The organism is Caballeronia cordobensis (assembly GCF_001544575.2).
In the GTDB taxonomy this organism is placed as follows: domain Bacteria; phylum Pseudomonadota; class Gammaproteobacteria; order Burkholderiales; family Burkholderiaceae; genus Caballeronia; species Caballeronia cordobensis.
The window spans coordinates 1-22,700 of the sequence record NZ_FCNY02000034.1 but is presented as its reverse complement, the minus strand read 5'-3'; the positions used below and the strand labels follow the sequence as shown (position 1 = coordinate 22,700).

The following is a 22,700-nucleotide window of genomic DNA, read 5'->3' as shown; positions in this document are numbered from 1 at the left end:
CAATCGAGGCTCTGCATGTGCATGCTCTCGATGGCGTTTGTCGTATAAACGATTGGACGCGCCTCGGGCGGATAGACGAAGAAGGGGCCACCTGTTCCCGTTGATGCTGCCACATCGCCGCGACGTTTTTAACCAGCCTCAGCACACAAGATTTCTGACCCGTTCAACTATTTCGCTTACCGACGAAACGGGGCGATTTCTCCTCTGTCATGTCCAGACTTGCACACGCACTTTCGGTTTGTTTCGTCATCGGTACACTGTCGTGCGCGATGTCGCTCGGCGGCCTACCGGCGCACGCGCAGGAGGCACATACGTCGTACGCGTCGACTTCGGTGCAACAAGGTCCTCTGCGCGTCGGCGTTCAGGTCAAGATCGAAACGTTTTCTGAACTGGATGCAGAGAAGATCGCGAACGCGGGCTTCGCATTCGTGCGCCTGGGAGTGTGGACCGACCAACTCGACAATGCGCGGTATATGCGCCGTGTCACCGCAGCCTTTTCGATTGCCGCTCGCGCCCGGCTTCCCGTCCTGCTGACCATCCGCTCCACCGTCCCCCAGATTGCAGCAGGCGATGCGAGTCCTTCGTACTTGCAGTTCGTGGGCAGGCAATTCGGCGCGCGTGTTCAAACCATTGCACAAGAATACGCGCAGCAACTCCTCGGCATCGAACTGTGGAACGAGCCGGATCTCGGCCGTTATTGGCCGACCGGCGACGCCGCAACGACTTTCCCGCCGTTCATGAGCGGCGTGTGCGCGCAGATCAAGGAGCCACCGTTGCACGTTCCGGTGTACGGCTTCGGGTTTTCCACCGCACCCGTCGGCGACAGCACGGCGAGCCGACTTCTACGCGCGGCGCTTGACGGATCGTCCCGCTGCCTCGATGCGGTGTCGTATCACGCATACGGCATGACGCCGGCGCAGATCCGCAATGCCGCTCGCGAACTGCGCAACCGCTATGGGCTGCCGGCGGTCATCACCGAATGGGGTGTGCCGTCCCAAGGTTCCGCGACGAGCAGTCCAGCGATGCAGGCGCGCAGAATCGGCGCGTTCGTTGCGTCGCTCGATGCGTCGCTCGATGCGTCGAGTATTCCGCTTTTCTCGATCTACGAGTGGAAAGACACTGCGCGCGCCGAAAACGCGCGGGAGCGCAGTTTCGGACTCGTCGATACGGACAGCAACGCCAAAGCTGCGCTCGCCCCAGTGCTCGACTACCTGGGCGAAAGTGCGGTCCGCCGTTGATTGTCAGCGCGTACGGCGCGAACCGGATTGGCACGCGTCGCAAACAGGACCATGCAGAAAATCGACACACTCGAAAGATGCCTCACGTAGCTGCCGAGATCGGGTTCGAACAGCATCGATACAATGATGTGTCCCATGACCAGACACGCGAGTCTTCCGATACCGGGACACGCCTCCGCCGCACGGCGCATTGGCCGGGCGGCGCACCATGCCGCGATCACGAATGCCTGCATCGCCAGACCGCGTGGATCGGGCGAAAAGAGAACGGGCAAATGCAAGCGCAAGGCGGCGTAGAGATAGTCGATACAAAACGCTAGGAATGTGTCGGGCGCAATCAGGTTGTAGAAACTCGTGCGCGCGCCATAGGGTGACTGATACATCAGGTAGTCCACCGCCATGTCGCGCGGATGCAGCAAGGCCGTATAGACGACCGAAGGCAATAGAAAAAGCGTCAGCAGAACGCCGCACACAAGAACGAAACGTGCGCGCTTTCCCGCGCACCTGAAAAGCCATACACCGCCGGCACACACCACGATCAAAAGAAAATAGCGCCGCACCAGAAGCGCGTAGACCATGTAAGCAGCGATTGCGACGAAGGTTGTGAATCCCGCGCGCCCGCGCCGTAGTGTCCAGACGATCATGAGCGCCATGGCCACGACGAGTGTGTCCTTTGAGGCGACGAACAGATTGAAAAAGACGCACGGAACTCCAAGGAGAAGCGCCATGCTCAGTGCGCCAGCGTCCCTGACGCGAGTCAGCAATGCACAGATGAACCATATACCGACCGCCATCACGAAGACGTTCAGCAGCGTCGGTCCAAACATCGCATATAACTTGCCGACAGCGTCGAAGGACGATCCGTCGTAGGTGCTCGAACCGTTCATCTGAGCCTGAATCTTCTCGGCATCCCGAAACAGGAAAGCGGGAAGAAGCGACTTTCCCGCGACGAACAAGCCTATATATCCGCATGAGGCGATGCCCGCAAGCCAGGCGATGACACCGCGGCTCAGTTGGGGGCCGGTGCGCATCAATCGATCAAACATTGTCGTGCTCTCCTACCACGCCTCCGCGTTGCGCCCAGAACAGTGCCACCAGCACCGTGACGCTTCCGAGCAGATGCGCTAGCGCGACTTCAACGACGCCATGCCCCGGAATCAGCCAGAGCGAAATCGGCAGTGCGACCGAAGCAGCGACACACATGCCGAGCACGATGCGCTGACGCGCGCGGCGCGCGACGGACGCCCACCAGAGCAAATCGCCGATGGAACGCAGCATGAAAGAGGCGAGGAGAATTGAAATGGTCAGGAGCGCTGCCGGCGTCGTCCGTTCCTTGGTCGTCCAGAAAATGATCGGGGCTGCACAGGCGATGCCGGCCGCCGTTGTGACGCTTACGCCGATCGTGGTTCGCAACGACTTTCGGAATGTTTCGCGCCAGGCGACGTCCGTTGCGCCGGCCGCGCGCGCAAGGCGAGGACCGGCGATCACCCCTACCGTTGCGTAAGCGACCGTCTGCACGGCGTTCGCCACTGACCACATGAAGACATATCGCCCGACTTCTGCGGCCGGCAGCCACGCCGTAGCGATGAAGCGCTCGGCATATTGCAGCCCGGCCAGCAGAACACCACCGATATAGAAATGCACCCCGGCCGTCCACGTCGTCCGCAGTTGCGTCGCGAGAGGCACATCTCGGACCGCCGCTTCGCCATGTCGGGAAGCGAGACGGGACAGCAGCATCCAAGCCCAGAAGGTGACGCCGACGTTCGAGACGATCCACAGGACAAATACCGTGTGGATGTCTTTGACGAGCCCGATCAACAAACCGACGATCGCGATTGCAGCCCAGCCGCCCGTGCGGGCGAACAGCATCGATGAACCAGCGCGCGACCGATGCACGGAAAACACATACGTATTGACTTCGAGCGCGTAGTGTTCGCTCGCGGCAACCAGCAGAACGAAGCCGACGGTGGCCACACTTGCGGAATACTCCGTCGACCAACCGCCAAGCGATGCGGCGAGTAAGCCGGCTCCTGAGATCAGATAGAAGCCGACGTACACGGCGCGCAATCCTCGCGCCGTCTCGATGGCCGCCTTGGAAGTCGGTCCGCTGAGCTGGCGGTTGAGTTCGGCGCTGAAGCCTAGGCCGCACAGCTTTGAAGCGATAACCGAGACCGCGACGGCAAGCCCATATTCACCGACCGCGGCGAAACCGAGGGCGCGCGCGACCGCAATCGTCAAACCGAATTTCGCGGCAAGCGAGGCAACGCGTAGCAGGAGACGCAGCGCCATCGGACCTTATCCTTGCACATCGGCGAGCTGCGGGCTTTCGACGCGCGGCCCAGGTCGCGTTGGCTCCACGCCTGCGGCTCGCCGAAGTACCTCGATGAGCGATGCGCGCTGCGTGGCAATCCGCGACAGCGCACCCTCCGTGGCGTCCCAGAATGCAGGCAAAGCCTGCGGTGAGAACAAATGCCGGACCACGGCCTCGGCGTCGAAGTCGGCGGCATTGGCGACCCATCCCGGGATGTCCAGGTCGCCGAACGCACCGAAGCCCTTGCGCTCGTAACTGAGGTGAAATGCCGGTACGCCGTGCAGAAGCGTTTCCAGCGCGCCATGCAGGCGAACCGATACGACCGCATCCGGGGTGTCATGCTGGAGCAGATGACGCAAACTCGGCAGTTCGCCCCCGAGCCCCATGCGGCGATAGTAAGCGGCATCGTCGTTGCCGCGCCCCGTGCTCTGCACCGCAAAACTTAAGCGGCACTGGCCCTGCAGCAGCGTAATGAGTTCGCGTGTCGAGTGCGCATAGCGCTCGCATTGCTCACGGCTCCAACTCGGCGCCTCACGCAGCACTAGCGCGACATGCGCCACGTCGTGGCGGCGCGAAGCGGCGCGTGCCAATACTGCGTCGCGGGCACGCGCGAATTCCAGAACCGCCATGTCCGGCATGCGGCAAACGTTCGCATTGCCGCGCAGAAATTCCTGTGAGCGATCGTCGCGCACGCACACAGCATCGAAACTTGACAGCGCTTCGCGAAGTCGCCGCCCAGCCAGACTCGATAGTCCGGATGTGCATGCCATCGCCGGTCCGATGCTCTGCGGGAGATAGACGGTTGGCTTGCGTGCGGCGCGCGCGGCGTCCACCTGCACGAGATGACCCAACTCAAGCTTGAGCATCTCGAAACCATCGCGCGCGCGCAGATAGCCCCCGCCGACGCCGACGATCAAATCGGCTTGCGCAAGACGCTGTCGCAACGTGTCGAGCGACGACGTTGCCAGACGGCAGGCTGTGCTCGCCGCAGCCTCGACACGTGCAAGGCCTCTCGAAGCGATGACGGGTGCTGGCAGGACGTCGTCGTATTCCGGAAATGAAGCGGGATCGGCAGCGACCACCGCTACGCGAATCTGCGGACCGAAGGCTTCACGCAACAGAGCCGTGCAAAGATCGACGAGCAATCCGTCGCCTGAATTACGACGGCTATAGGCGTGCAGCATCACGATGTTCTGAATCGGTTTCATATGCTTTCTTGGGCAATGCAATGCCGATAGACGGCGAGTGTTTCGTCGACCATGCGGCTGGCAGTGAAACGTGTGGCCGCGGTCATACAGTTGGATTGGAGCTGCGCGTAACGCTGCGGATCGGATGCGAGCGCGATCACGGCTTCAGCGAATGGAGTTGGATCGTCGTCGTTCGAAACGACCACGCCAGCGTGGTATGAAGTGACTAGCGCGTCCGCGCCCGCTACGCGTGTTGAAACGATCGGCACGCCGGCCGCAATGGATTCGACATAGACGTACGGGAAGCCCTCGTAACGGCTCGTTAGCGCGAAAAGATCGAATGCGTTGAAGTAACGGCGTGCGGCGGGCACCGCGCCGATCACGCGAAGGTTCGGAGGCAGCACCTCGTTCGCCACCCCTGCAGCGGCGGAAAAGTCGCCGCTGCCGATGCAGACGAACTGCACCCGCGAGCCCGTTTTTTCGCCGACCTTTCGCGCGATCGAGACGAACCGGTCGACACCCTTCTGCAACGCGAAGCGGCCGACCATGCCGACCACGAACACGTCGTCGGGGATGTCCAACCGTCGACGCGCGGACAGTCGATCGACACGTTCGAATGGGGGCGCGCCATTCCAGACGGTCGCGATCCGCGCGCGAGGAATGTTGATGTCGTCATGCAGGTGGCGCGCCTCGTCATCCGAGACGGCGACGATGCGATCGGTGAGAAAGCGCCCGAAAAATCCCTCGAGTGCGCCGAAGAGGCGGCGGGTGGCCGGTTTCAGCGTAGGGTTGAGCGTGTAGACCGCATGCGGTGTATAGACCTGGCGCCACGGACCGGGACAAGCACGCGCAAGCACACCTGCCTTCGAACTGTGGGAATGGACGATGTCCGGCCGAATTCGTTTGAGGACACGGAATACACGCGCGAAAGAACCCAGATCGCTTGGGCCGATCGCCCGCTGCATCGGGATGCGCGTGACCGAAGCACAGCACGAGAGGCATTCAACAGTCAGCCATTGCGAATCGAATCGCGCACCGTCGGGCGGAGCGATCAGATGCACGTCCACGCCGCGCTTCGCCAGACCCGGAATCAGATCGGCGAGGTGCGTTGCAACGCCCCCGGCGGCGGCTTCCACCACGATCGCCACGCTCAGGCGCGGCTTTGTCGCGAGCAATACCAAGTCCGCTTGCGCCTTCGCGAGACTCGTCTCGCCTCCCCACTGTATGCGCGTCTTCATTTGCGCTTCCACCAGGATCGCGAATTCGACACGCCCGTCGAATCAGATAGGCCGTAGTCATAGCTGCGATACCCCTTGCTTCCGTAGGACGCGCGGACAGAACGCGGCGACAGGCCGTTGAGAATCACGCCAGCGGGCTTCGCCCCGCCGAGCCTCAGGCGCTTCTCCGTTTCGATCAGCTCGCCGATGCGCGTCTCACCCGCTCGTGCGACCAGCAACACGGTGTGCGCGTGCGCCGCGAACGAGGCGGCGTCTTCGACGGCGAGGATCGGTGGTGTATCGATGACGACATAGTCATATGCGACACGCACCGAGTCGAGCAGGGACGCCGCGCGGGTGGACGCCAGCAACTCGGCGGGATTCGGCACGCGGGACCCGGCAGCGATGAAATCGAGGCCCGGCGGACCGCTTCGATGCACCGCCCGATCCAGTTCAGCTGTGCCGTTGATCAGATCGGACCATCCCGGCGCACGATCGACGCCAAAGCAAGGATTGAGCGATGGACGTCGCAGATCGCCCTCGATCAGGAGCACGCGCTGGCCCGTGGCCGCGAGCACCGCGCCAAGATTGGCTGCGACAAAGGACTTGCCCACGCCGGGCGCCGCGCCCGTCAATAGCACCACCTTTCCCGGCGCATCCGCCATGCTCATTCGCAATGCGGTGCGCAGACTGCGGAGGCCCTCGATCGCCGTATCGTGCGGCGCATCGATCGCCAGCAGGTGCGCAACGCCACCGTGCGTCCGTACCGCGGCTTTGCTGACCGCAGGCTGCGCCGCCGACAGCGGCACGGTCGCCAGCACCTGCATGCCCGCATCTCGCTCGATCTCGTCCGCTGTGTGGACCGCGCCGGCGAGAAACTCGCGAGCGAACGCATAGGCGATGCCAAGCAACAGTCCGCCGAGAATCGCTGCGACGATGGCGAGCGGCCGCTTGGGCCAGGCAGGGTCCTCTTGAATCACAGGCGCATCGATGAGCCTCACGCTGCCGACCTTGCCCGCTTTCACAAGCTGCAACTGCTGTGCATTATTCAGGGTCGCGCTGTAGAGGTCTGTATTCACCTTCACATCGAGCATCAAACGTGCGGCGTCCTGCTCGACATTCGGCAGGCGGCCCAACGCGGTGTCGAACTCCGCGATTTGCCTGCGCAGCAATGAGATCTGCTCGTCGATGGCGGCGACACCCGGATGCATCGGCGTATAGCGCGTGACGAGTTCCGCACGCTTCTGCTGCAGCACGATCAACTGTGCCTTCGCCTCGGCCTGCTGTTGCAGACCACTCGCGGTCTCCGCGGGAAGATCGATCACGCCCTTCTCGTTGCGCAGTTGCGTGTACCGCGCCTGCGCCTCTTCGAGCTTCTGTTTCAAATCAGGCAACTGCGCGCTCAGGAATGCCAGTGACTGAGCGGCATCCGCGTACTTTCGCTCGACGTTCTGCCGCACGTACTGTTCGGCGATCTCGCGCAATGTCTGGCTCGTTCGCTCGGCGTCGCGTCCCAGCAAGGTCGCGACGATCACGCCGGATTGTTTGACTTTTTCCTGGACGTCGAGCCGTTCCTGCAGCATGGCCACCGTGTCGTTGAACGAATGACGGATGACGGAGAAACGCGTGCCGGGAAGTGCGTCGATCCGGGCCACGTTGATGACCAGCGGGCCATACGGGGTATCGACCTTGTCTTCCGAGCCGACCATTCCACGCACGGGCTGGTCGAGATACGAACTGGTGAGAGTAAAACGGCCACCTGCATCCGCGCTCAGCGTAAAGGGTTCGTCCTGCAGCTTCTTCGGCACATCGAAGCGCAGGACGTCGGCTCGCTCCTGACCCCAGGCGAAACCGCCGAAGCCGAACAGACCCGGACTGAGCGGACCGTCATAGACGCGCGAGACGAAATCGCCGATCACCGGAAACCGCTTGGGCGTGACGTCAATATGCAGGCGCAGCTTTTCGACGGCGCGCGCCACCACCAGACGTGAAATGATGATCTGAGCTTCAGCCGCAGCCGACGACTTCACATCGAACAACGTCGACACTTCGTTGAGCAGATTGGCTGTCGTTCCGCCATCCGCACTGTCTTCGATCTGGATAAGGACGTCGGCCTGGTACTTCGGGGGCCAAAAAAAGGCCCACGCCGTGCCTGCCAGCGCGACGACCGTCGCAATCAAAACGATGCGCCAGGCGTTCTTGAAGAGCGTATCGATGACGCCGATGACGTCGAGTTCGGCGGCTTCGACTGAGCTGTGTCGATCTGGATGGGACATGCATTGGATCCATCAGTGAAAGCGAACCGCAACGGGCGGCGCCACGACGCGGCGGCGATGCGGTCCTCGAGTTACGTTCAGGCGGGGGATGGAGGCTCTGGCACGAGCGTCATGTGGTGCAGCCTGTCGAGCCAATAGCGAACGCCACCTTCGATCTGCACAAGTGACGCTTCGAAGGCGGCGCGATCCTGACGGTACGGATCTGCGACATCGTCTTGGGCGTCGTGCAAAAGGCGGTAGACGCGGCCACGCGCGAACGGAAAGCGTGCTAGCAGTTCATCCCGCTGGCCGAGCGTCATGACCAGAATGAGATCGTGCGAGCGCATCATCTGGAGATTCACCGTGCGCGCCACGTGACCGGACAAGCCGATGCCCCGCTCGCGCATCAGATCGATGGCATGCGCCGCCGCCGGTGCGCCCACCAGCGCGTGCGTGCCCGCCGAGTCGACTTCCAGATCCGGCAGCGCCTGCGCAAGCATTGCCGCCGCCAGCGGACTGCGGCAAATGTTGCCTTCACAAACCATCAACACGGAGCGGATCACTTCGCGATCACTCCCGCCGTAAGACCTGTGTTGATGAGCGGCATCAACAGACTGATCACACGGTTGAAGCGCACGAGGCCGCTGCCGTCCACATAGACGATGTCCTTCGGCCGCAATTCGAATTCCTTCGCCACAAGCATGGACACGGGCGAGCGGCTGTCGAGGTGGAACACTTGTGGTTCGCCGTTGCGCGAACGGATCACGAACATTTGCGCGGTGTCGGCGGTGTTCGAGTTGATGCTTCCGGCTTGCGAAAGGGCGTCGGCGAGCGAAAGGCGTCCGTCGCGACGCGGCGAGGCGGAGCCGGGCTTGCTGACTTCGCCCATGACGTAGACGTCGTTGTCGTCGCGCGAATTGACGCGCAAAAGGTCGCCGGCTTTCAGATACAGCTTCGACGGGTTCAAGCCCTGCGCGAGTATCTGCGGCACGTCGATCCGGTGCGAGGCGCCATTGCGCACCAGCACGACGTCGCTCTGATCGGCGCTGTCGTTGAAGCCACCGGCGCGCGCGATCGCGTCGTAGAAGTTGAGCGGCACGTCCGTCAACGACAAGGCGCCCGGCGTATGAACCTGGCCGTCCACATAGACCTCGCGCGAACGATAGGACGCGACGCGCACCGTGACCTGCGGCTTGACGAAGTAGGTCGCAAGCGCGGACGCGAGGCGTTGCTGAATCTGTTCGGTGCGCAGGCCGGCGACGGCGAGCGTTCCCGCATACGGAAAATGCAGATTGCCGCTCTGATCGACGACGAAGCCCGACGCCGGGTCGCTCGCCTTCGACGATGTCTGGTTCGCCGTCGAACCGAGCGCGGCGTTGAGTTCCGGGTGATCCCACACGACGATCTGCAGCACATCGCTCGCGCCGACTGTATAGACGTCGGGTGCGCCAAACAGTCCTTTGACATCTTGCTGGCTGGACTTTCGTTCGTCCGCAAGTCGCTTGACGAACGCCAGATCGAGTTCTGTGATCGGAACTGCGGGCGTCGCCGCGGTCGCTTCGATGTGCGGGCCCGAGGCGACGGTGTATTCGCCTGCCCGATCCGGCGTATCGCCGCCGGGCGCGACCGGCATGCGAAAGCCCGGTGCGAACGCGCAGGCGCTGAGCAGAGCGGAGAATGCAAGGGCTATCGCGCGCTTTGGAAAAGTCATGCGCCGCGTCGGCTGCGACACGGGCGAAATCGATTGCTTCATGCTTGAATCCTGCGCATCAATACGCGTTGCGATGAACGAAACCCCGCACGATGGTCGTAAGCACGATGCGCATGTCGAGCGCGAACGACCAGTTGCTGAGGTAATAGAGATCGGCCTCGACCCGCCGCTGCATCTTGTCGAGCGAGTCGGTTTCACCGCGCAGGCCATTGATCTGCGCCCAGCCCGTGATGCCAGGCTTGATGCGATAGCGGTGGATGTAGTCGTCGACGACAGGCTGATAAAGCGCGTCGTGCTCGATGGCATGCGGACGCGGGCCGACGACCGACATCTCGCCGCGCAGCACGTTGAAGAACTGCGGCAGCTCGTCGAGGCTCGTGCGCCGCAGAAACGCGCCGACGTGCGTGACCCGTGGATCGTCGCGCGTGGCCTGCACGACTTCGCCCTCGTTGCGCGCGTGCAGATGCATCGTGCGGAACTTGTAGATCTGGAAGGGCTCGCCATTCGCCCCGCGGCGTTGCTGCCTGAAAAACACCGGCCCCGGCGATGAAACCCTGATCGCGAGAGCGATCGCGAACAGCAGCGGCGATCCCACGATCACGGCGCACGCGGCAAACACAAAGTCGAACAGCGTCTTGCTCAGCACGCTGGCCGTGAGCGGCGCGGCGACGAGGTCGATCGCGACGGCTTCATCGAGAGCGGCCTGCTCGCCGTGAAACCGCGCGACCTGACGAACGTCCGGAACGAAGCGAATGTTGATCAGGTCATTTCGAAATGCTTCGAGAAAACGCAGCAACGTGGATTCGTCCGTGAGCGGAAGCGCGAGCCACAATTCGTCGATGCGATTTGCGCGCACGTGCGCGGCGAACGCCTCCATCTCGTGAAAGAGCGGCACGCCCGGTACGTTCGCGCCCGAGCGCGAGTCCACGTCGAAGTGCGCATTGACGTTGTAGGTTGGCTCCTGCATGGCCGTAAGGCGGCGCACGAAGTTCGCGCAACGCTCGCCGCGACCGACGATGGCAACCGTCGCGACGCGCGTGCGACGCGCTCTGGCGATGTGATAGACGACACGCCAGAGGATCACGCTCGTCACTGTCAACTCGGCGAGGAAAGCGAACGACTCCATCGAAGGGGCGTAGTGGATATGCAGCCACTTCACGATGCAGACCGCAGCCCCTTCACAAAGCACCCAGCAGAACGCAGGCATCAACACGGTGCGCGCGGCCGACACGCGCCGAGCCGGATGCTTCACGTAAGAACCGGATTGCGCGCTCCAGCCAAAGGCAATGGTGAAGATCGCGACGGCGTTATCGTGAGCAGATGAGGCACTGTCGCCATAGAGATGGTGTGTTGCCAGCATGCAAGCTATAACGATGCTCATTTCGAGCACGCGAAGCGGCAGACCAGGCCCCGCAGGCAAAGTAGTAAATAGGCGGGAATAACTCGGCAAACGCATGACGGGATCGGAGACTTACGCCGACATCGAGAAGCTCGCGGGACGAGCGGCCGATCGCTTTGGTTAATTTAGTTATCGGGCGATCGCAGCGTCGTTTGCGATTCGCGTGGCGCGTCGGGCGCATCTTCATTCGATGGGATCAGCCATGCGGACACGCCACATGCACTCCCAACGCCCGAGCGGAACGGGCGAGAGTGTCACAGATCGATGTGCGCCTTCTCTATAAGCGATGTCTTAAAACAGGCGGCGTCTCAGATGTCGAAAACCCAATTGCCTCTAATTTGAGCGCAAGGGACGGTTACGTTTGGAATGCGAAGGAACAGCAGCGACGCGGTCACGCACTTTTACGATCTGGTCGCGCCGCGAGGAGGGGAAGTCGAATGCGTGCGGCGGGAAGGATGCGCGTGAAACGCGGGCCGCAGGCAGAAGCAGAAATGAGCGCGCGAGCACGCGTTGCAGAAAACGCGCGCTCGCCGCCGTTCAAATAAACATCAGCCAGTTCAACAAAAACACATTCGCAATCAAGAGCGTCAGCGCCGTCGGCACCTGCACCTTGATCACCGCGTTCTTGTCGGGCAACTCCAGCAGCGCCGACGGCACGATATTGAAGTTCGCGGCCATCGGCGTCATGAGCGTGCCGCAGTAGCCGGAGAACATGCCGATCGCGGCCATCGTCGCGGGATTGCCGTGGAACATGCCGACAAGAATCGGCACGCCTACGCCGCCCGTCATCACCGGGAATGCGGCGAAGCCGTTGCCCATCACCATCGTGAAAAGCGCCATGCCGACGACATACACCGCCACCGCGACGAACCGGTAGTCCATGTTGACGTACGCCGTCGTCACATGCGCGACCGCCTTGCCGACGCCCGCATCGGAAAAGACGAGTCCGAGCATGCCGAGCATTTGCGGCAGCACGGCGGCCCACGAAAGCGCGTCGATGAGCCGGCGCGTTTCACGCATCGACTGGCCGACGGTATCGCGCGTCATCACGCAGGCGATTGCAAGCGCGATCACGCAGCCGATGCCAAAGCCGATCAGCGTCACGTTCTTCGGATCGATGAGCGGCTTGCCGCCGAACACGAGGTGGCTCACGGAAAGCGTGAGGATCACGGTGACGACGGGAATCGTCAGCGCAGGCACGAAGAGTTTGTTGCCGAGCCGCACGGCGCTCTGGCGGCGCGTTTCTTCGGAAAGCATCTTCGGCTTCGCGCCGGTCACGCCGCCAAGACCCGCGATCAGCGCCATCGCCACGACGAGCACGCCGACCACCGTCACCGGAATCCAGTCGCCGACGAGAAAGATCAGCGCGTAGATCAGCCAGAACACGCCCGCGGAGAGACGCCGCGGATGCGACTTGTCCGTGAGAATCATGCCCGCGACGACCACGAGCACGATGCCGACGAGATAGAAGAGATAGTTGATCGTGAGCGTCATGCCTTCTCTCCCGCGACGTTGCGCGTGAGCGCGCCGAGCTCGCGTGCGAGCCTGCGGTCGAGCAGCCACAGCCGGAAGCCGTGGATCAGGAACGCGCAGATCGCGGTGGGAATGCCCCACACGGCCACATGCATCGGTTCGACGACGATGCCCGCTTCCTTCAGGAACGTGACCATCAGCACGATCGCGCCGAACGCGACGAAGATGTCCTCGCCGAAGAACAGGCCGACGTTGTCGGTCGCGGCGGAATAGGCGCGCAGCTTGTAGCGCGTTTCATCGGAGAGCTTGCCGTAGCGCGCTTCGGTGGCGCCTTCGGCCATCGGCGCGAGCAGCGGCCGCACCATCTGCGGATGGCCGCCGAGTCCCGTCAGACCGACCGCCGCCGTGATTTCGCGCACGAACAGATAGACGATCAGGAGACGCCCCGCGGTCGCGGCCTTGATGCTCGAAATCCACATTTGCGCGCGCTCGCGCAGGCCGTGCCGTTCGAGCAGGCCGATCACCGCCAGCGGCAACAGGATGATGAGCGGAATATTGCGCGTCTTGAGAAAGCCGCTGCCGATCGCGGTCAGAATGCGCTCGACCGGAAAATGCGCCGCCAAGCCGGTGATGATCGCCGCAGCCGCGACGATCAGCATCGGATTGAAGCGCAGCACGAACCCCACGATGATGACGGCCACGCCGATGAGCGGCCATAGATTGACTGCATTTGCCATTAGGATCTCCACACTGACAGGAAAAGACGCGCCTCGAACCGGGCGCTTTCTTGCTAAAACGCCCCGACGTCGCGGGGCGTTGGAACTTGCTGAAAATGACTTCAGGCGTCGGCGTGCGCCGCGCGGACTTCGATGCCCGCATCGGCGAGCGCGTCACGAATGCGGCGCGCGAATTCCAGCGCGTGCGCGCCGTCGCCGTGCAGGCAGATCGTCTGCGCGTTGAGCGGCACCCATTCGCCCGACACGGCCTGAACGCGCTGCTCGCGCACCATCGCGAGCGTGCGGTCGAGCACGAGGTTTTCGTCGTCGAGCAGCGCGCCCGGCTCCTTGCGCGGCACGAGCGAGCCATCCGCGCGATAGCCGCGGTCCGCGAACACTTCCTCGATCGCGATCAGGCCCGCGCGCCGCGCCGCTTCGACGAGCCCGCTGTTCGCGAGCCCGAACACGAGCAGCGACGGATCGAAGTCGTGCACGGCGGACACGATCGCATCGGCGATATCGGGGCTTCTCGCCGCCTGGTTATAAAGCGCGCCGTGCGGCTTCACGTGCGCGATGCGCCCGCCTTCCGCCTGCGCGATCGCCGACAGCGCGCCAAGCTGATACAGCACGCCCGCATAGATTTCCTCGGGCGGCAGATGCATTTCCCTGCGCCCGAAATTCTCCGGATCGTTGAAGCTCGGATGCGCGCCGATGGCGACGCCTTTCTCCACGGCCCAGCGCACGCAGTCGCGCATCGCGGTGGCGCCGCCCGCATGCCAGCCGCACGCGATGTTCGCGGAACTCACGAGATCGAGCAGCGCTTCGTCGGAGCCGCAGCCTTCGCCGAGATCGGCATTGAGATCGATTTCCATGATGTTTTGGTCGTCCCGTTGAATGTTGAGTGTGATGCGCCGCGTCTGCCGCGCGGTCTTCGCTTCAGGAGCCAGCGCGCGCGATGCGTTCTTCGTGCATCGCGATGGCCGTTTCCACCTGGCTCACGTATTGCCGTTCATCGGCGAGCGCGTGGCGCGCTTCTTCCACCGATGTCTCGATGAAGCGCACGCCGCCGTTCAGCTTCACTTGCGCGAGCTTCCACAGATCCGCCTTGATGACCGCGCCGATCTTCGGATAGCCGCCCGTCGTCTGCGCGTCGCCCATCAGCACGATCGGCTGGCCGTTCGGCGGCACCTGCACCGTGCCGGGCAAAACCGCGTGCGACAGCAATTCGATCTTCTCCCTGCGTTCCAGCGCCGTGCCCGCGAGGCGAAAGCCCATGCGGTTGCTGTTCGGCGTGATCGTCCATTCCTCGTTCCAGAAACGCTCCTGCGCCGCGTCGCTAAAGCTGTCGTACTCCGGCCCGCGCAGCACGCGGATCGGCACCGCCCACGCAAGGCCCGGGGAATGACGCCCGCGCCGCACGGGTTCGTCGACCAGCACGAACTTGCACCACGCCGGCGCCTTCACGCCGAACGCGGGTTCTTCCGGCGAAAACGCAATGCCCTTGTGCGGCTGCGGCACGCCGACCGGCAAGCGGTCGCCGTCGCGCAGCGCACGCCCGCCGAGGCCGCCGAAGCACGCGGCGAGATCGGTCGAGCGGGAGCCGAGCATCGGCAGGACGTCGATGCCGCCCGCGATCGCCACGTAGCAGCGCATGCCGCGCTTGGCCGCGCGCAGCGTCAGTTCCTGCCCCGCGCGCACCGGCAGGCTCCACCACGAATAGACCGGCTTGTCGTCGAGCGTCGCGCCGAAATCCGTGCCGGTGATCGCAACACGCGTCGCGTGCTTGAAGCGCAGCACGGTCGGCCCGAACGTCACCTCGATGCCCGCCGCATCCGGCTTGTTGCCGACGATGCGATTGCCGATTTCCAGCGACAGCGCATCGAGCGCACCGCCCGCGCTTACGCCCAGATGGCGGTAGCCGCGCCGGCCCAGGTCCTGCACGGACGTGAGGACGCCCGCGCGAATCACGTCGATCATGCGCGCACCTCCAGCGCCGTGAAGCGCACGCGATCGCCGGGCTGCATGAGCGTCGGCGGATTCCTGGCCGGATCGAAGAGCTTCAGCTCCGTGCGCCCGAGCAATTGCCAGCCGCCCGGTGACGCCGCCGGATAGATGCCCGTCTGCGCCCCGCCGATGCCGACCGATCCCGCCGGCACTTCGATGCGCGGTTCGGGGCGGCGCGGCATCGCGAGCGCGGGATCGAGCCCGCCGAAATAGGCGAAGCCCGGCTGAAAGCCCAGAAAGAACACGACGTAGTCGGCTCCGGTATGGCGCTTCACGACTTCATCGACGGAAAGGCCGACGTGCTTCGCGAGCGCGGCGAGATCGGGGCCGTCGGCGCCGCCGTAGCGCACGGGAATCTCGATTTCGGCGCTTTCCATGTCGACCGCCTGGGCGGCGTCCCAGCCGGATTCCAGTTGCGCCGCGAGCGTTTCGTAGTCCGCTTCGAGCGGATCGAACACGATCGTCAGATTGTTCATGCCCGGCACCACTTCGACGACGTGCGGCATCAGGCGCGCGTGTTCCGCCAGCGCCCAGACGCGCCGCTGGCAGTCGAGCGTGGCGGGCGGCGCGGCTTCGCACACGAGCGCGGTGTCGCCCAAGGGGTGGATTCGTGGTTTCGTCATGCGTTTGATTGCCTTTGCGGGCGCGAAATATCGCCGGTCGGACCGGCTTCGCGCCATCGCAGAATGTTACATTGTCAATAAATTATCAAGAAATTATCAATTAACGTTTTCGCCGAGGCATGCTTTCCGCTCACAAATGACGTTGAGCTACACTCCAACGCACTTCATATCGACCATCGCCATGCCGCGCCATCCCACCAAGATCGTTTCGTCCGAGCATCTCGTCTCCGAAGCCAGCGCGGAACTGTCGGAGTTCGAATACGGCCTCATCATGGCCGGCAACGCGTTCAATCGCTGGATGGTGCGCTGCATGTCGGCCGCGGGCGCGAAGGACATGACGGCGGTGGAAGTGTCGCTGCTCCATCACGTGAGCCATCGCGACCGCAAGAAGAAGCTCGCCGACATCTGCTTCGTGCTGAACATCGAGGACACGCACGTTGCCACGTATGCACTGAAGAAACTCGTCGCCCGCGGCTATGTGCAAAGCGAGAAGTCAGGCAAGGAAGTGTTCTTTTCCGCGACGCCGGCGGGGCGCGAGCTCTGCGGCAAATATCGCGAAGTGCGCGAGGCGTGCCTCATCGAAACGCTGCGCGAAAGCGGACTCACCAACGAGCAGATCGGCGAGGCCGCGCAATTGATGCGCAATGCGTCCGGTCTCTACGATACCGCTGCGCGCGCGGCGGCATCGCTCTAGCCGCTTCAGCCGCTCTAATAGATCGCGGATTCGGTGACGATCGCGTCGAGCGGCATGTCGTGCGTCTCGCGCGGCAGCACGCCGCATTTGCCCGATTCGTATGCAATGCCGATCGTCACCGGCCGTTTCGCGTCCGGCCACGCGGCGAGCGTCCGGTCGTAATAGCCGCCGCCGTAGCCCAGGCGATACCGGTGGGCATCGAAACCTACGCACGGAATCAGCAGCAATTCCGGCACCACGACGCGCTCTTCGGCGGGCACCGGAATGCGGTAGCGGCCTTCCTTCATCGGCATGTGCGCGCTCCACGCGTGAAAGACCATCGGCGCGTGCGGCGTGACGACCACCGGCAGCGCCCCGCCGCGCGCCGCATCGGCGGCGAGCCAGCGGGTCATGGCGGCGCGCGCGTCGAACTCGCCCGCGACCGGCCAGTACAGGCCGACGCAGCGCGCGTCGTGCCGCGCGAGCACTTCCTCGATGCGCGCCGCGAGCGCCGCATTCTTCGCGACCTGGCCGGCCTGCTCGCTCTGCGCCTCGCGGGTCGCGAGGAGCGTTGCGCGCAGGGCGCTTTTAGGTTCGCTCTTGGGTTGATCGCAAACGTTGCGTGCTATGCTTTCCTCCGATCTCAGGACCCGGTTCAAGACCATTCGCGCTCCAGAAATAACGATGTCAAAACGCCTCAACCGAGTATATCTCGCGGTCGGCTCGGCCCTTGCCGCGGTGACGCTCGTCGCCTGCAGCACGGCGTCCGCCGTTCGCCCCGACGCTGACCTGTCGCCCGGCCCGGACGACCGCATCTTCCTGCAACTGCGCGATGCCGCGCGCGCGAACGATGCCGGCAAGGCCGCCGCGCTCGCCGCCCAGATTCCCAACTATCCGGCGCCGAGCTACCTCGAATACTTCACGATCAAGCCGCAGCTTTTCGATTCGCAGGGCCACGCGCGCATCGACGCGCCCGACGCGCCCGTGCTCTCGTTCCTGCAGCGCTACGACGGCCAGGCGATCGCCGACCGCATGCGCAACGACTATCTCGTCGTGCTCGGCGGCCGTCACGACTGGAAGAACTTCGAGCAGCAATATTCCCGTTTCGTTCTGAACGACGACACGCAGGTCAAGTGCTATGCGCTCGAAGCGCGCCTGTCGCGCGGCGAGAACGTCGCGGACGCGGCGCGCGCGCTGCTCGTCGAGCCGAAATGGTACGGCGACGGCTGTGTCGATCTGATCGGCGCGCTCGCCGAGTCGGGCCAGTTCACCAGCGACGACATCTGGCAGCAAATCCGTCTCGCCTATGAGCAGAACTACACGACCACGGGCTCGAACATCGTCGAGGCGCTCGGTCAGGAAAAGCCGAAGGGCACGTTGCTGGACGACGCCGTCAACAAGCCGCCGCTCTATCTCGCGCGCGGCGTGATGCCCAATACGCCGGCGCATCAGTTGACGCTGCTCGCCATCACGCGCATGGCGCGCAACGATCCGGCGATGGCCGCGGCCACCTTCAGTTCCGTCGCGCCGAGCCTGACGCCCACCGAACGCGCGACCGGCTGGGGAACGATCGGCTATCAGGCGGCGATCAAGCGCATGCCGGCCGCGTCGGACTGGTATCGGCTGTCGGCGAACGCGCAATTGTCGAACCCGGCGTATGAATGGCGCACGCGCAGCGCGCTGCTCGCCGGCGACTGGAACATGGTGCGCTGGTCCATCGAACAGATGCCGCCTACGCTGCGCGCCCAGCCCGCGTGGGTGTACTGGCACGGGCGCGCGCTGAAGCAGGCGGGCGACGCGGCCACGGCGAATCAGGAATTCCAGACCATCGCCGATCAATACAATTTCTACGGCCAGCTCGCGCTCGAAGAACTCGGCCAGAAGATCACGGTGCCGCCGCGCACGACCGTATCGGACGCCGAAATCGCACAGATGCAGTCCGTGCCCGGCTTCGCGCTGTCGCAGCGTTTCTACGCGCTGAACATGCGGCTCGAAGGCAATCGCGAATGGAACTGGCCGCTGCGCACCATGACCGACCGCCAGTTGATCGCCGCCGCGCAGTACGCGAAGCGTATCGAGATGTTCGACCGCACGGTCAACACCGCGGACAAGACAAAGACCGAGCACGACTTCTCGCTGCGCTATCTCTCGCCGTTCCGCGATATCGTCGAGCGCGACGCGCAGAATACCGGGCTCGATATCGAATGGGCGTACGGGCTGATTCGCCAGGAATCGCGCTTCATCATCAACGCGCGCTCGGAAGTGGGCGCGGGCGGTCTGATGCAGCTGATGCCCGGCACGGCGCAGCTCGTCGCGAAGAAGATCGGGCTCGGGCCGGTTTCGCGCGAGCAGATGAACGACATCAACACCAACATTCTGCTCGGCACGAATTACCTGTCGATGATCTACAATCAGTTCGACAACTCGCCCGTGCTCGCCACTGCCGGTTACAACGCGGGACCGGGCCGGCCGAAGCAGTGGCGTCAGGACTTGCGCGCGCCCGTGGAGGGTGCGATTTTTGCTGAAACGATTCCGTTCACCGAGACTCGCGATTACGTGAAAAACGTGCTGTCGAACACCGTCTATTACGCCGCGCTGTTCGAAGGCCGTCCGCAGTCGTTGAAGACGCGTCTGGGCTACATCGCGCCCTGACCGTCCGCCAGCGAACGCTCACGCCCGCGCGTCGAATGACAGGACGCGCGGGCGTTTTCATTTTCGGCGCCGCCGTTCTTGACTGACGCCGCATTCTTCAGGCCGCGACCCTAGAGGCGAACCATGCGACACCAACACATAGCGCTGATCGGCGGTTCGGGTTTCATCGGCAGTCATCTCGTCAATGCGCTCGTCGATCTCGGCAAGAACGTGCGCATTGCGACACGGCGGCGCGTTAACGCCGCGCATCTGACGCTCTTGCCCGTCGATGTCATCGAAACCGACGTGCACGATCCCGTCAAGCTCGCCGCGTTCATCGATCAGAGCGACGCGGTGATCAATCTCGTCGGCGTGCTGCAGGGGCGGCGCGACGATCCGTATGGGCCGGAGTTCGCGAAGGCGCATGTGGAACTGCCGCACAAGATCGCGGCGGCGTGCGAGGCGAAGGGCGTGCGGCGTCTGCTGCACATGAGCGCAATCGGCGCTGACCCGCAAGGCCCGAGCATGTACCTGCGCTCGAAGGGCGACGGCGAGAAGATCGTCCGCGAATCGGGACTCGACTGGACCATCTTCCGCAGCTCCGTCGTGTTCGGCCCCGAGGACAATCTGCTCAACCAGTTCGCGTTTCTGGAGCGCGTGTTCCCGGTGATTCCGCTCGCGTGCGCCGACGCCGAGTTCCAGCCGGTGTTCGTCGGCGACGTGGCGAAGGCGATGGTCAACGTGCTCGACCTCGACGCCGCGAACCGCCAGGTCTACGAGCTCGCGGGTCCGAGCGTGTACACGCTCGCGGAGCTCGTGCGCTTCGCGGGCGCGACCATCGGCAAGCATTCGCGCATCATCAAGCTGCCGGAGAGCCTCGGCCGCCTGCAGGCGATGACAATGGAAATGGCCCCCGGCCAGCCGATCATCTCGCGCGACAATCTCGATTCGATGAAGACGCCGAGCATCGCGAGCGGGCCACTTTCGCCGGAACTGGGCATCGACGAACCCGCGAGCATCGAGACGATTGCGCCGCTCTATCTGACGGGCAACGCGTCGCGCTCGCGCTTCAACGCTTTTCGCGCAACCGCGCATCGTTAAACATCTCTTTGTGATCGCACGAAACTCGCGCATGAAACTAGTAATCGGTGACAAGTTCAATTCTTCCTGGTCGATGCGTCCGTGGGTTCTGCTGAAGCATTTCGGCATCCCGTTCGAAGAGGCGCTGATCCGCCTCGGCCAGCCCGACACGAAGTCGAAGATTCTCGAAGTCTCGCCGTCCGGCAAGGTGCCGTGCCTCGTCACCGATGCAGGCGACGCCGTGTGGGAATCGCTGGCGATCGCCGAGACGATTGCAGAGCGGTATCCCGAGCACGCCATGTGGCCGCGCGATGCCGCCGCCCGCGCACATGCCCGCAGCGTCAGCGCGGAAATGCACGCCGGCTTCGCGGATCTGCGTCAGAACATGCCGATGGAAATCACGACGCACGCGCCGGGCACGGGCGCGACGCCGGAGGTGCTTGCAAACATCGCGCGTATCGAGGCGATCTGGGCGGAGTGCCTCGCGAAATCAGGCGGGCCGTTTCTGTTCGGTGAATTCGGTATCGCCGACGCGATGTACGCGCCCGTCGTCATGCGCTTCAATACTTATGCGCCGGCGCTGAGCGCGACGTCGCTCGAATATGGCAAGCGCATCACGGCACTGCCGGCGGTCGCCGCGTGGATCGACGGCGCGCGCGAGGCGGCGCAATGAACATCTACGCAGTCGGCGGCGCGATTCGCGACGAACTGCTCGGCGTGCCGGTGGTCGATCGCGATTATGTCGTCGTGGGCGCGACGCCGGAGCAGATGGTGGCGCAGGGATATCGGCCGGTCGGCAAGGATTTTCCGGTCTTTTTGCATCCGGAGACGCACGAGGAATATGCGCTCGCGCGCACCGAGCGCAAGACGGCGGCGGGCTATCACGGCTTCCAGTTCTACTATTCGCCGGACGTGACGCTGGAGGAGGATCTCGCGCGGCGCGATCTCACGATCAACGCGATGGCGCGCGAAGTGACGCCCGCGGGCGAGCTGACCGGCGCGGTGGTCGATCCATTCGACGGGCAAGGCGACCTGAAGAACAAGCTGTTCCGGCATGTGGGCGATGCGTTCATCGAAGATCCGGTGCGCATCCTGCGTCTCGCGCGGTTTGCGGCGCGTTTCGCGGATTTCGACGTTGCGCCGGAGACGGCGGCCTTGATGAAGAAGATGGTCGCGGCCGGCGAAGTCGATGCGCTCGTGCCCGAACGCGTATGGCAGGAAGTGTCGCGCGGGCTGATGGAAAAGAAGCCGTCGCGCATGTTCGCGGTGTTGCGCGAGTGCGGCGCGCTCGCGCGCATTCTTCCCGAGGTCGATGCATTGTGGGGCGTGCCGCAGCGCGCCGACTATCATCCCGAAGTCGATACCGGCGTGCATGTGATGATGGTGCTGGACTATGCGGCGTCGCAGGGTTTTGCGTTGCCGGTGCGCTTCGCGGCGCTGACGCACGATCTCGGCAAGGCCACGACGCCCGAGGATATCTTGCCGCGTCACGTCGGCCATGAAGGGCGCAGCGTCGATTTGCTGCGGCCGTTGTGCGAGCGCTTGCGCGTGCCGAACGAGTGCCGCGATCTGGCGATGCTCGTCGCGCGGGAGCACGGCAATATTCATCGCGTGATGGAGATGGGCGCGGCGGCGCTCGTGCGGCTTTTTGAGCGATCGGACGCGTTGCGGAAACCGGCGCGGTTTGCCGAAGCGCTGCAGGCCTGTTTGGCGGATGCGCGTGGGCGGCTTGGGTTGGAGCAGCAGCCTTATCCGCAGGCTGAGCGGTTGCGGGAGGCTTTGGTCGCTGCGCGGGCTGTCGATGCGGGGGCGGTGGCGCAACAGTTTGCCGATCAGCCTTTGAGGATTAGGGATGCGGTGCATGATGCGAGGGTTAGCGCGGTGAGGGGCGCGCTTGGGGGGTGAGGGCTTTTTTGTCGCCGGATCCCGGTTTCGTGTTGGTTTATTAGCACTGCCCCTCCCCGGGGCGGGGGTAACTTTCTTTGCTGCTGCAAAGAAAGTCACCAAAGAAAGCAGCTTTCTCACCGCCCGCGGTCACACGCACGTTGGCCATTCTTCTCCTCGGGGAACGGCCCTCGCCTAAAGAGTGCCCTCATAGGCCCAATCGGGCTTGGATCGCGCACGGTCTGACAAGCCAGTGCGCGAAGCGCGCTGGTTCAGCACGAAATAGCTTCGGCACAGCGCT

General features: G+C 63.8%; 20 protein-coding genes and 1 pseudogene. 6 read left to right on the top strand and 15 right to left on the bottom strand.

All coding sequences use genetic code 11. The annotated features are described in order from the left end of the window. Positions 1-11 precede the first annotated feature (11 nt). Positions 12-139: pseudogene (locus tag AWB70_RS39755) on the bottom strand (transposase); the annotation flags it as partial. 193 nt (positions 140-332) lie between these two features. Between AWB70_RS39755 and AWB70_RS35835 the strand changes: the two are divergent. Then, the gene (locus tag AWB70_RS35835; RefSeq protein WP_143281744.1) at positions 333-1,238 is read left to right on the top strand and encodes a glycoside hydrolase family protein; all 906 of its coding nucleotides are present in this window, start codon (positions 333-335) and stop codon (positions 1,236-1,238) included. Here AWB70_RS35835 and AWB70_RS35830 read toward each other — a convergent pair. The 13 genes from AWB70_RS35830 to pxpB all read right to left on the bottom strand — a co-directional run bounded on the left by AWB70_RS35830 (position 1,208) and on the right by pxpB (position 16,131). Further along, the gene (locus AWB70_RS35830) at positions 1,208-2,281 is read right to left on the bottom strand and encodes a hypothetical protein (RefSeq protein ID WP_053567142.1); all 1,074 of its coding nucleotides are present in this window, start codon (positions 2,279-2,281) and stop codon (positions 1,208-1,210) included. The genes AWB70_RS35835 and AWB70_RS35830 overlap by 31 nt on opposite strands. Further along, complete coding sequence (locus AWB70_RS35825; RefSeq protein ID WP_053567141.1) at positions 2,274-3,524, bottom strand: lipopolysaccharide biosynthesis protein; 1,251 nt, start codon at positions 3,522-3,524, stop codon at positions 2,274-2,276. Before AWB70_RS35825 ends, AWB70_RS35830 begins: the two co-directional genes overlap by 8 nt. Before the next feature lie 6 nt (positions 3,525-3,530). Beyond that, positions 3,531-4,754 carry a polysaccharide pyruvyl transferase family protein gene (locus AWB70_RS35820; protein ID WP_053567140.1) on the bottom strand — a complete coding sequence of 408 codons (1,224 nt, stop codon included), beginning with the start codon at positions 4,752-4,754 and terminating at the stop codon, positions 3,531-3,533. Next, complete coding sequence (locus AWB70_RS35815; protein ID WP_053567139.1) at positions 4,751-5,971, bottom strand: glycosyltransferase family 4 protein; 1,221 nt, start codon at positions 5,969-5,971, stop codon at positions 4,751-4,753. Before AWB70_RS35815 ends, AWB70_RS35820 begins: the two co-directional genes overlap by 4 nt. Then, the gene (locus AWB70_RS35810; protein WP_053567138.1) at positions 5,968-8,226 is read right to left on the bottom strand and encodes a polysaccharide biosynthesis tyrosine autokinase; all 2,259 of its coding nucleotides are present in this window, start codon (positions 8,224-8,226) and stop codon (positions 5,968-5,970) included. The genes AWB70_RS35815 and AWB70_RS35810 overlap by 4 nt, the downstream gene beginning before the upstream one ends. 77 nt (positions 8,227-8,303) lie before the next feature. Next, positions 8,304-8,768 (bottom strand): low molecular weight protein-tyrosine-phosphatase, encoded by a 465-nt coding sequence (locus AWB70_RS35805; protein ID WP_053567137.1) that lies wholly within the window; start codon positions 8,766-8,768, stop codon positions 8,304-8,306. Beyond that, a complete protein-coding gene (locus AWB70_RS35800) occupies positions 8,765-9,958 on the bottom strand; it encodes a polysaccharide biosynthesis/export family protein (RefSeq protein ID WP_235024420.1) in 1,194 nt (397 codons plus the stop codon). Before AWB70_RS35800 ends, AWB70_RS35805 begins: the two co-directional genes overlap by 4 nt. Before the next feature lie 16 nt (positions 9,959-9,974). After that, entirely contained in the window at positions 9,975-11,297 is a 1,323-nt protein-coding gene (locus AWB70_RS35795) for an undecaprenyl-phosphate glucose phosphotransferase (RefSeq protein ID WP_053567136.1), read from the bottom strand. A 555-nt stretch (positions 11,298-11,852) separates the two neighbouring features. After that, positions 11,853-12,809, bottom strand: a complete 957-nt coding sequence (locus AWB70_RS35790; protein WP_014192596.1) for a DUF979 domain-containing protein — start codon at positions 12,807-12,809, stop codon at positions 11,853-11,855. Then, positions 12,806-13,525, bottom strand: a complete 720-nt coding sequence (locus tag AWB70_RS35785) for a DUF969 domain-containing protein (protein WP_014192595.1) — start codon at positions 13,523-13,525, stop codon at positions 12,806-12,808. The genes AWB70_RS35790 and AWB70_RS35785 overlap by 4 nt, the downstream gene beginning before the upstream one ends. 101 nt (positions 13,526-13,626) lie before the next feature. Continuing rightward, positions 13,627-14,376 carry a 5-oxoprolinase subunit PxpA gene (pxpA, locus tag AWB70_RS35780; RefSeq protein WP_053567135.1) on the bottom strand — a complete coding sequence of 250 codons (750 nt, stop codon included), beginning with the start codon at positions 14,374-14,376 and terminating at the stop codon, positions 13,627-13,629. A gap of 64 nt (positions 14,377-14,440) precedes the next feature. Continuing rightward, positions 14,441-15,481, bottom strand: a complete 1,041-nt coding sequence (locus AWB70_RS35775; RefSeq protein WP_053567134.1) for a 5-oxoprolinase subunit C family protein — start codon at positions 15,479-15,481, stop codon at positions 14,441-14,443. Further along, positions 15,478-16,131, bottom strand: coding sequence for a 5-oxoprolinase subunit PxpB (gene pxpB / locus AWB70_RS35770; protein ID WP_053567133.1), 654 nt, complete (start codon positions 16,129-16,131; stop codon positions 15,478-15,480). Before pxpB ends, AWB70_RS35775 begins: the two co-directional genes overlap by 4 nt. Before the next feature lie 181 nt (positions 16,132-16,312). Between pxpB and AWB70_RS35765 the strand changes: the two genes are divergently transcribed. After that, positions 16,313-16,825 (top strand): winged helix DNA-binding protein, encoded by a 513-nt coding sequence (locus AWB70_RS35765; RefSeq protein WP_008352632.1) that lies wholly within the window; start codon positions 16,313-16,315, stop codon positions 16,823-16,825. A gap of 14 nt (positions 16,826-16,839) precedes the next feature. Here AWB70_RS35765 and AWB70_RS35760 read toward each other — a convergent pair whose 3' ends face one another. Beyond that, the gene (locus AWB70_RS35760) at positions 16,840-17,469 is read right to left on the bottom strand and encodes a 5-formyltetrahydrofolate cyclo-ligase (RefSeq protein WP_053567132.1); all 630 of its coding nucleotides are present in this window, start codon (positions 17,467-17,469) and stop codon (positions 16,840-16,842) included. A 19-nt stretch (positions 17,470-17,488) separates the two neighbouring features. On the opposite strand from AWB70_RS35760, the gene AWB70_RS35755 reads away from it, so the two are divergent. The 4 genes from AWB70_RS35755 (at position 17,489) to AWB70_RS35740 (ending at position 22,420) form a co-directional block, all read left to right on the top strand. Then, positions 17,489-19,456, top strand: coding sequence for a lytic transglycosylase domain-containing protein (locus AWB70_RS35755; RefSeq protein ID WP_053567131.1), 1,968 nt, complete (start codon positions 17,489-17,491; stop codon positions 19,454-19,456). A gap of 123 nt (positions 19,457-19,579) precedes the next feature. Then, positions 19,580-20,536 (top strand): complex I NDUFA9 subunit family protein, encoded by a 957-nt coding sequence (locus AWB70_RS35750; RefSeq protein ID WP_014192589.1) that lies wholly within the window; start codon positions 19,580-19,582, stop codon positions 20,534-20,536. Positions 20,537-20,567: 31 nt separating this feature from the next. After that, positions 20,568-21,188, top strand: coding sequence for a glutathione S-transferase family protein (locus tag AWB70_RS35745; RefSeq protein ID WP_053567130.1), 621 nt, complete (start codon positions 20,568-20,570; stop codon positions 21,186-21,188). After that, positions 21,185-22,420 carry a multifunctional CCA addition/repair protein gene (locus AWB70_RS35740; protein ID WP_053567129.1) on the top strand — a complete coding sequence of 412 codons (1,236 nt, stop codon included), beginning with the start codon at positions 21,185-21,187 and terminating at the stop codon, positions 22,418-22,420. Before AWB70_RS35745 ends, AWB70_RS35740 begins: the two co-directional genes overlap by 4 nt. Positions 22,421-22,700: the final 280 nt, after the last annotated feature.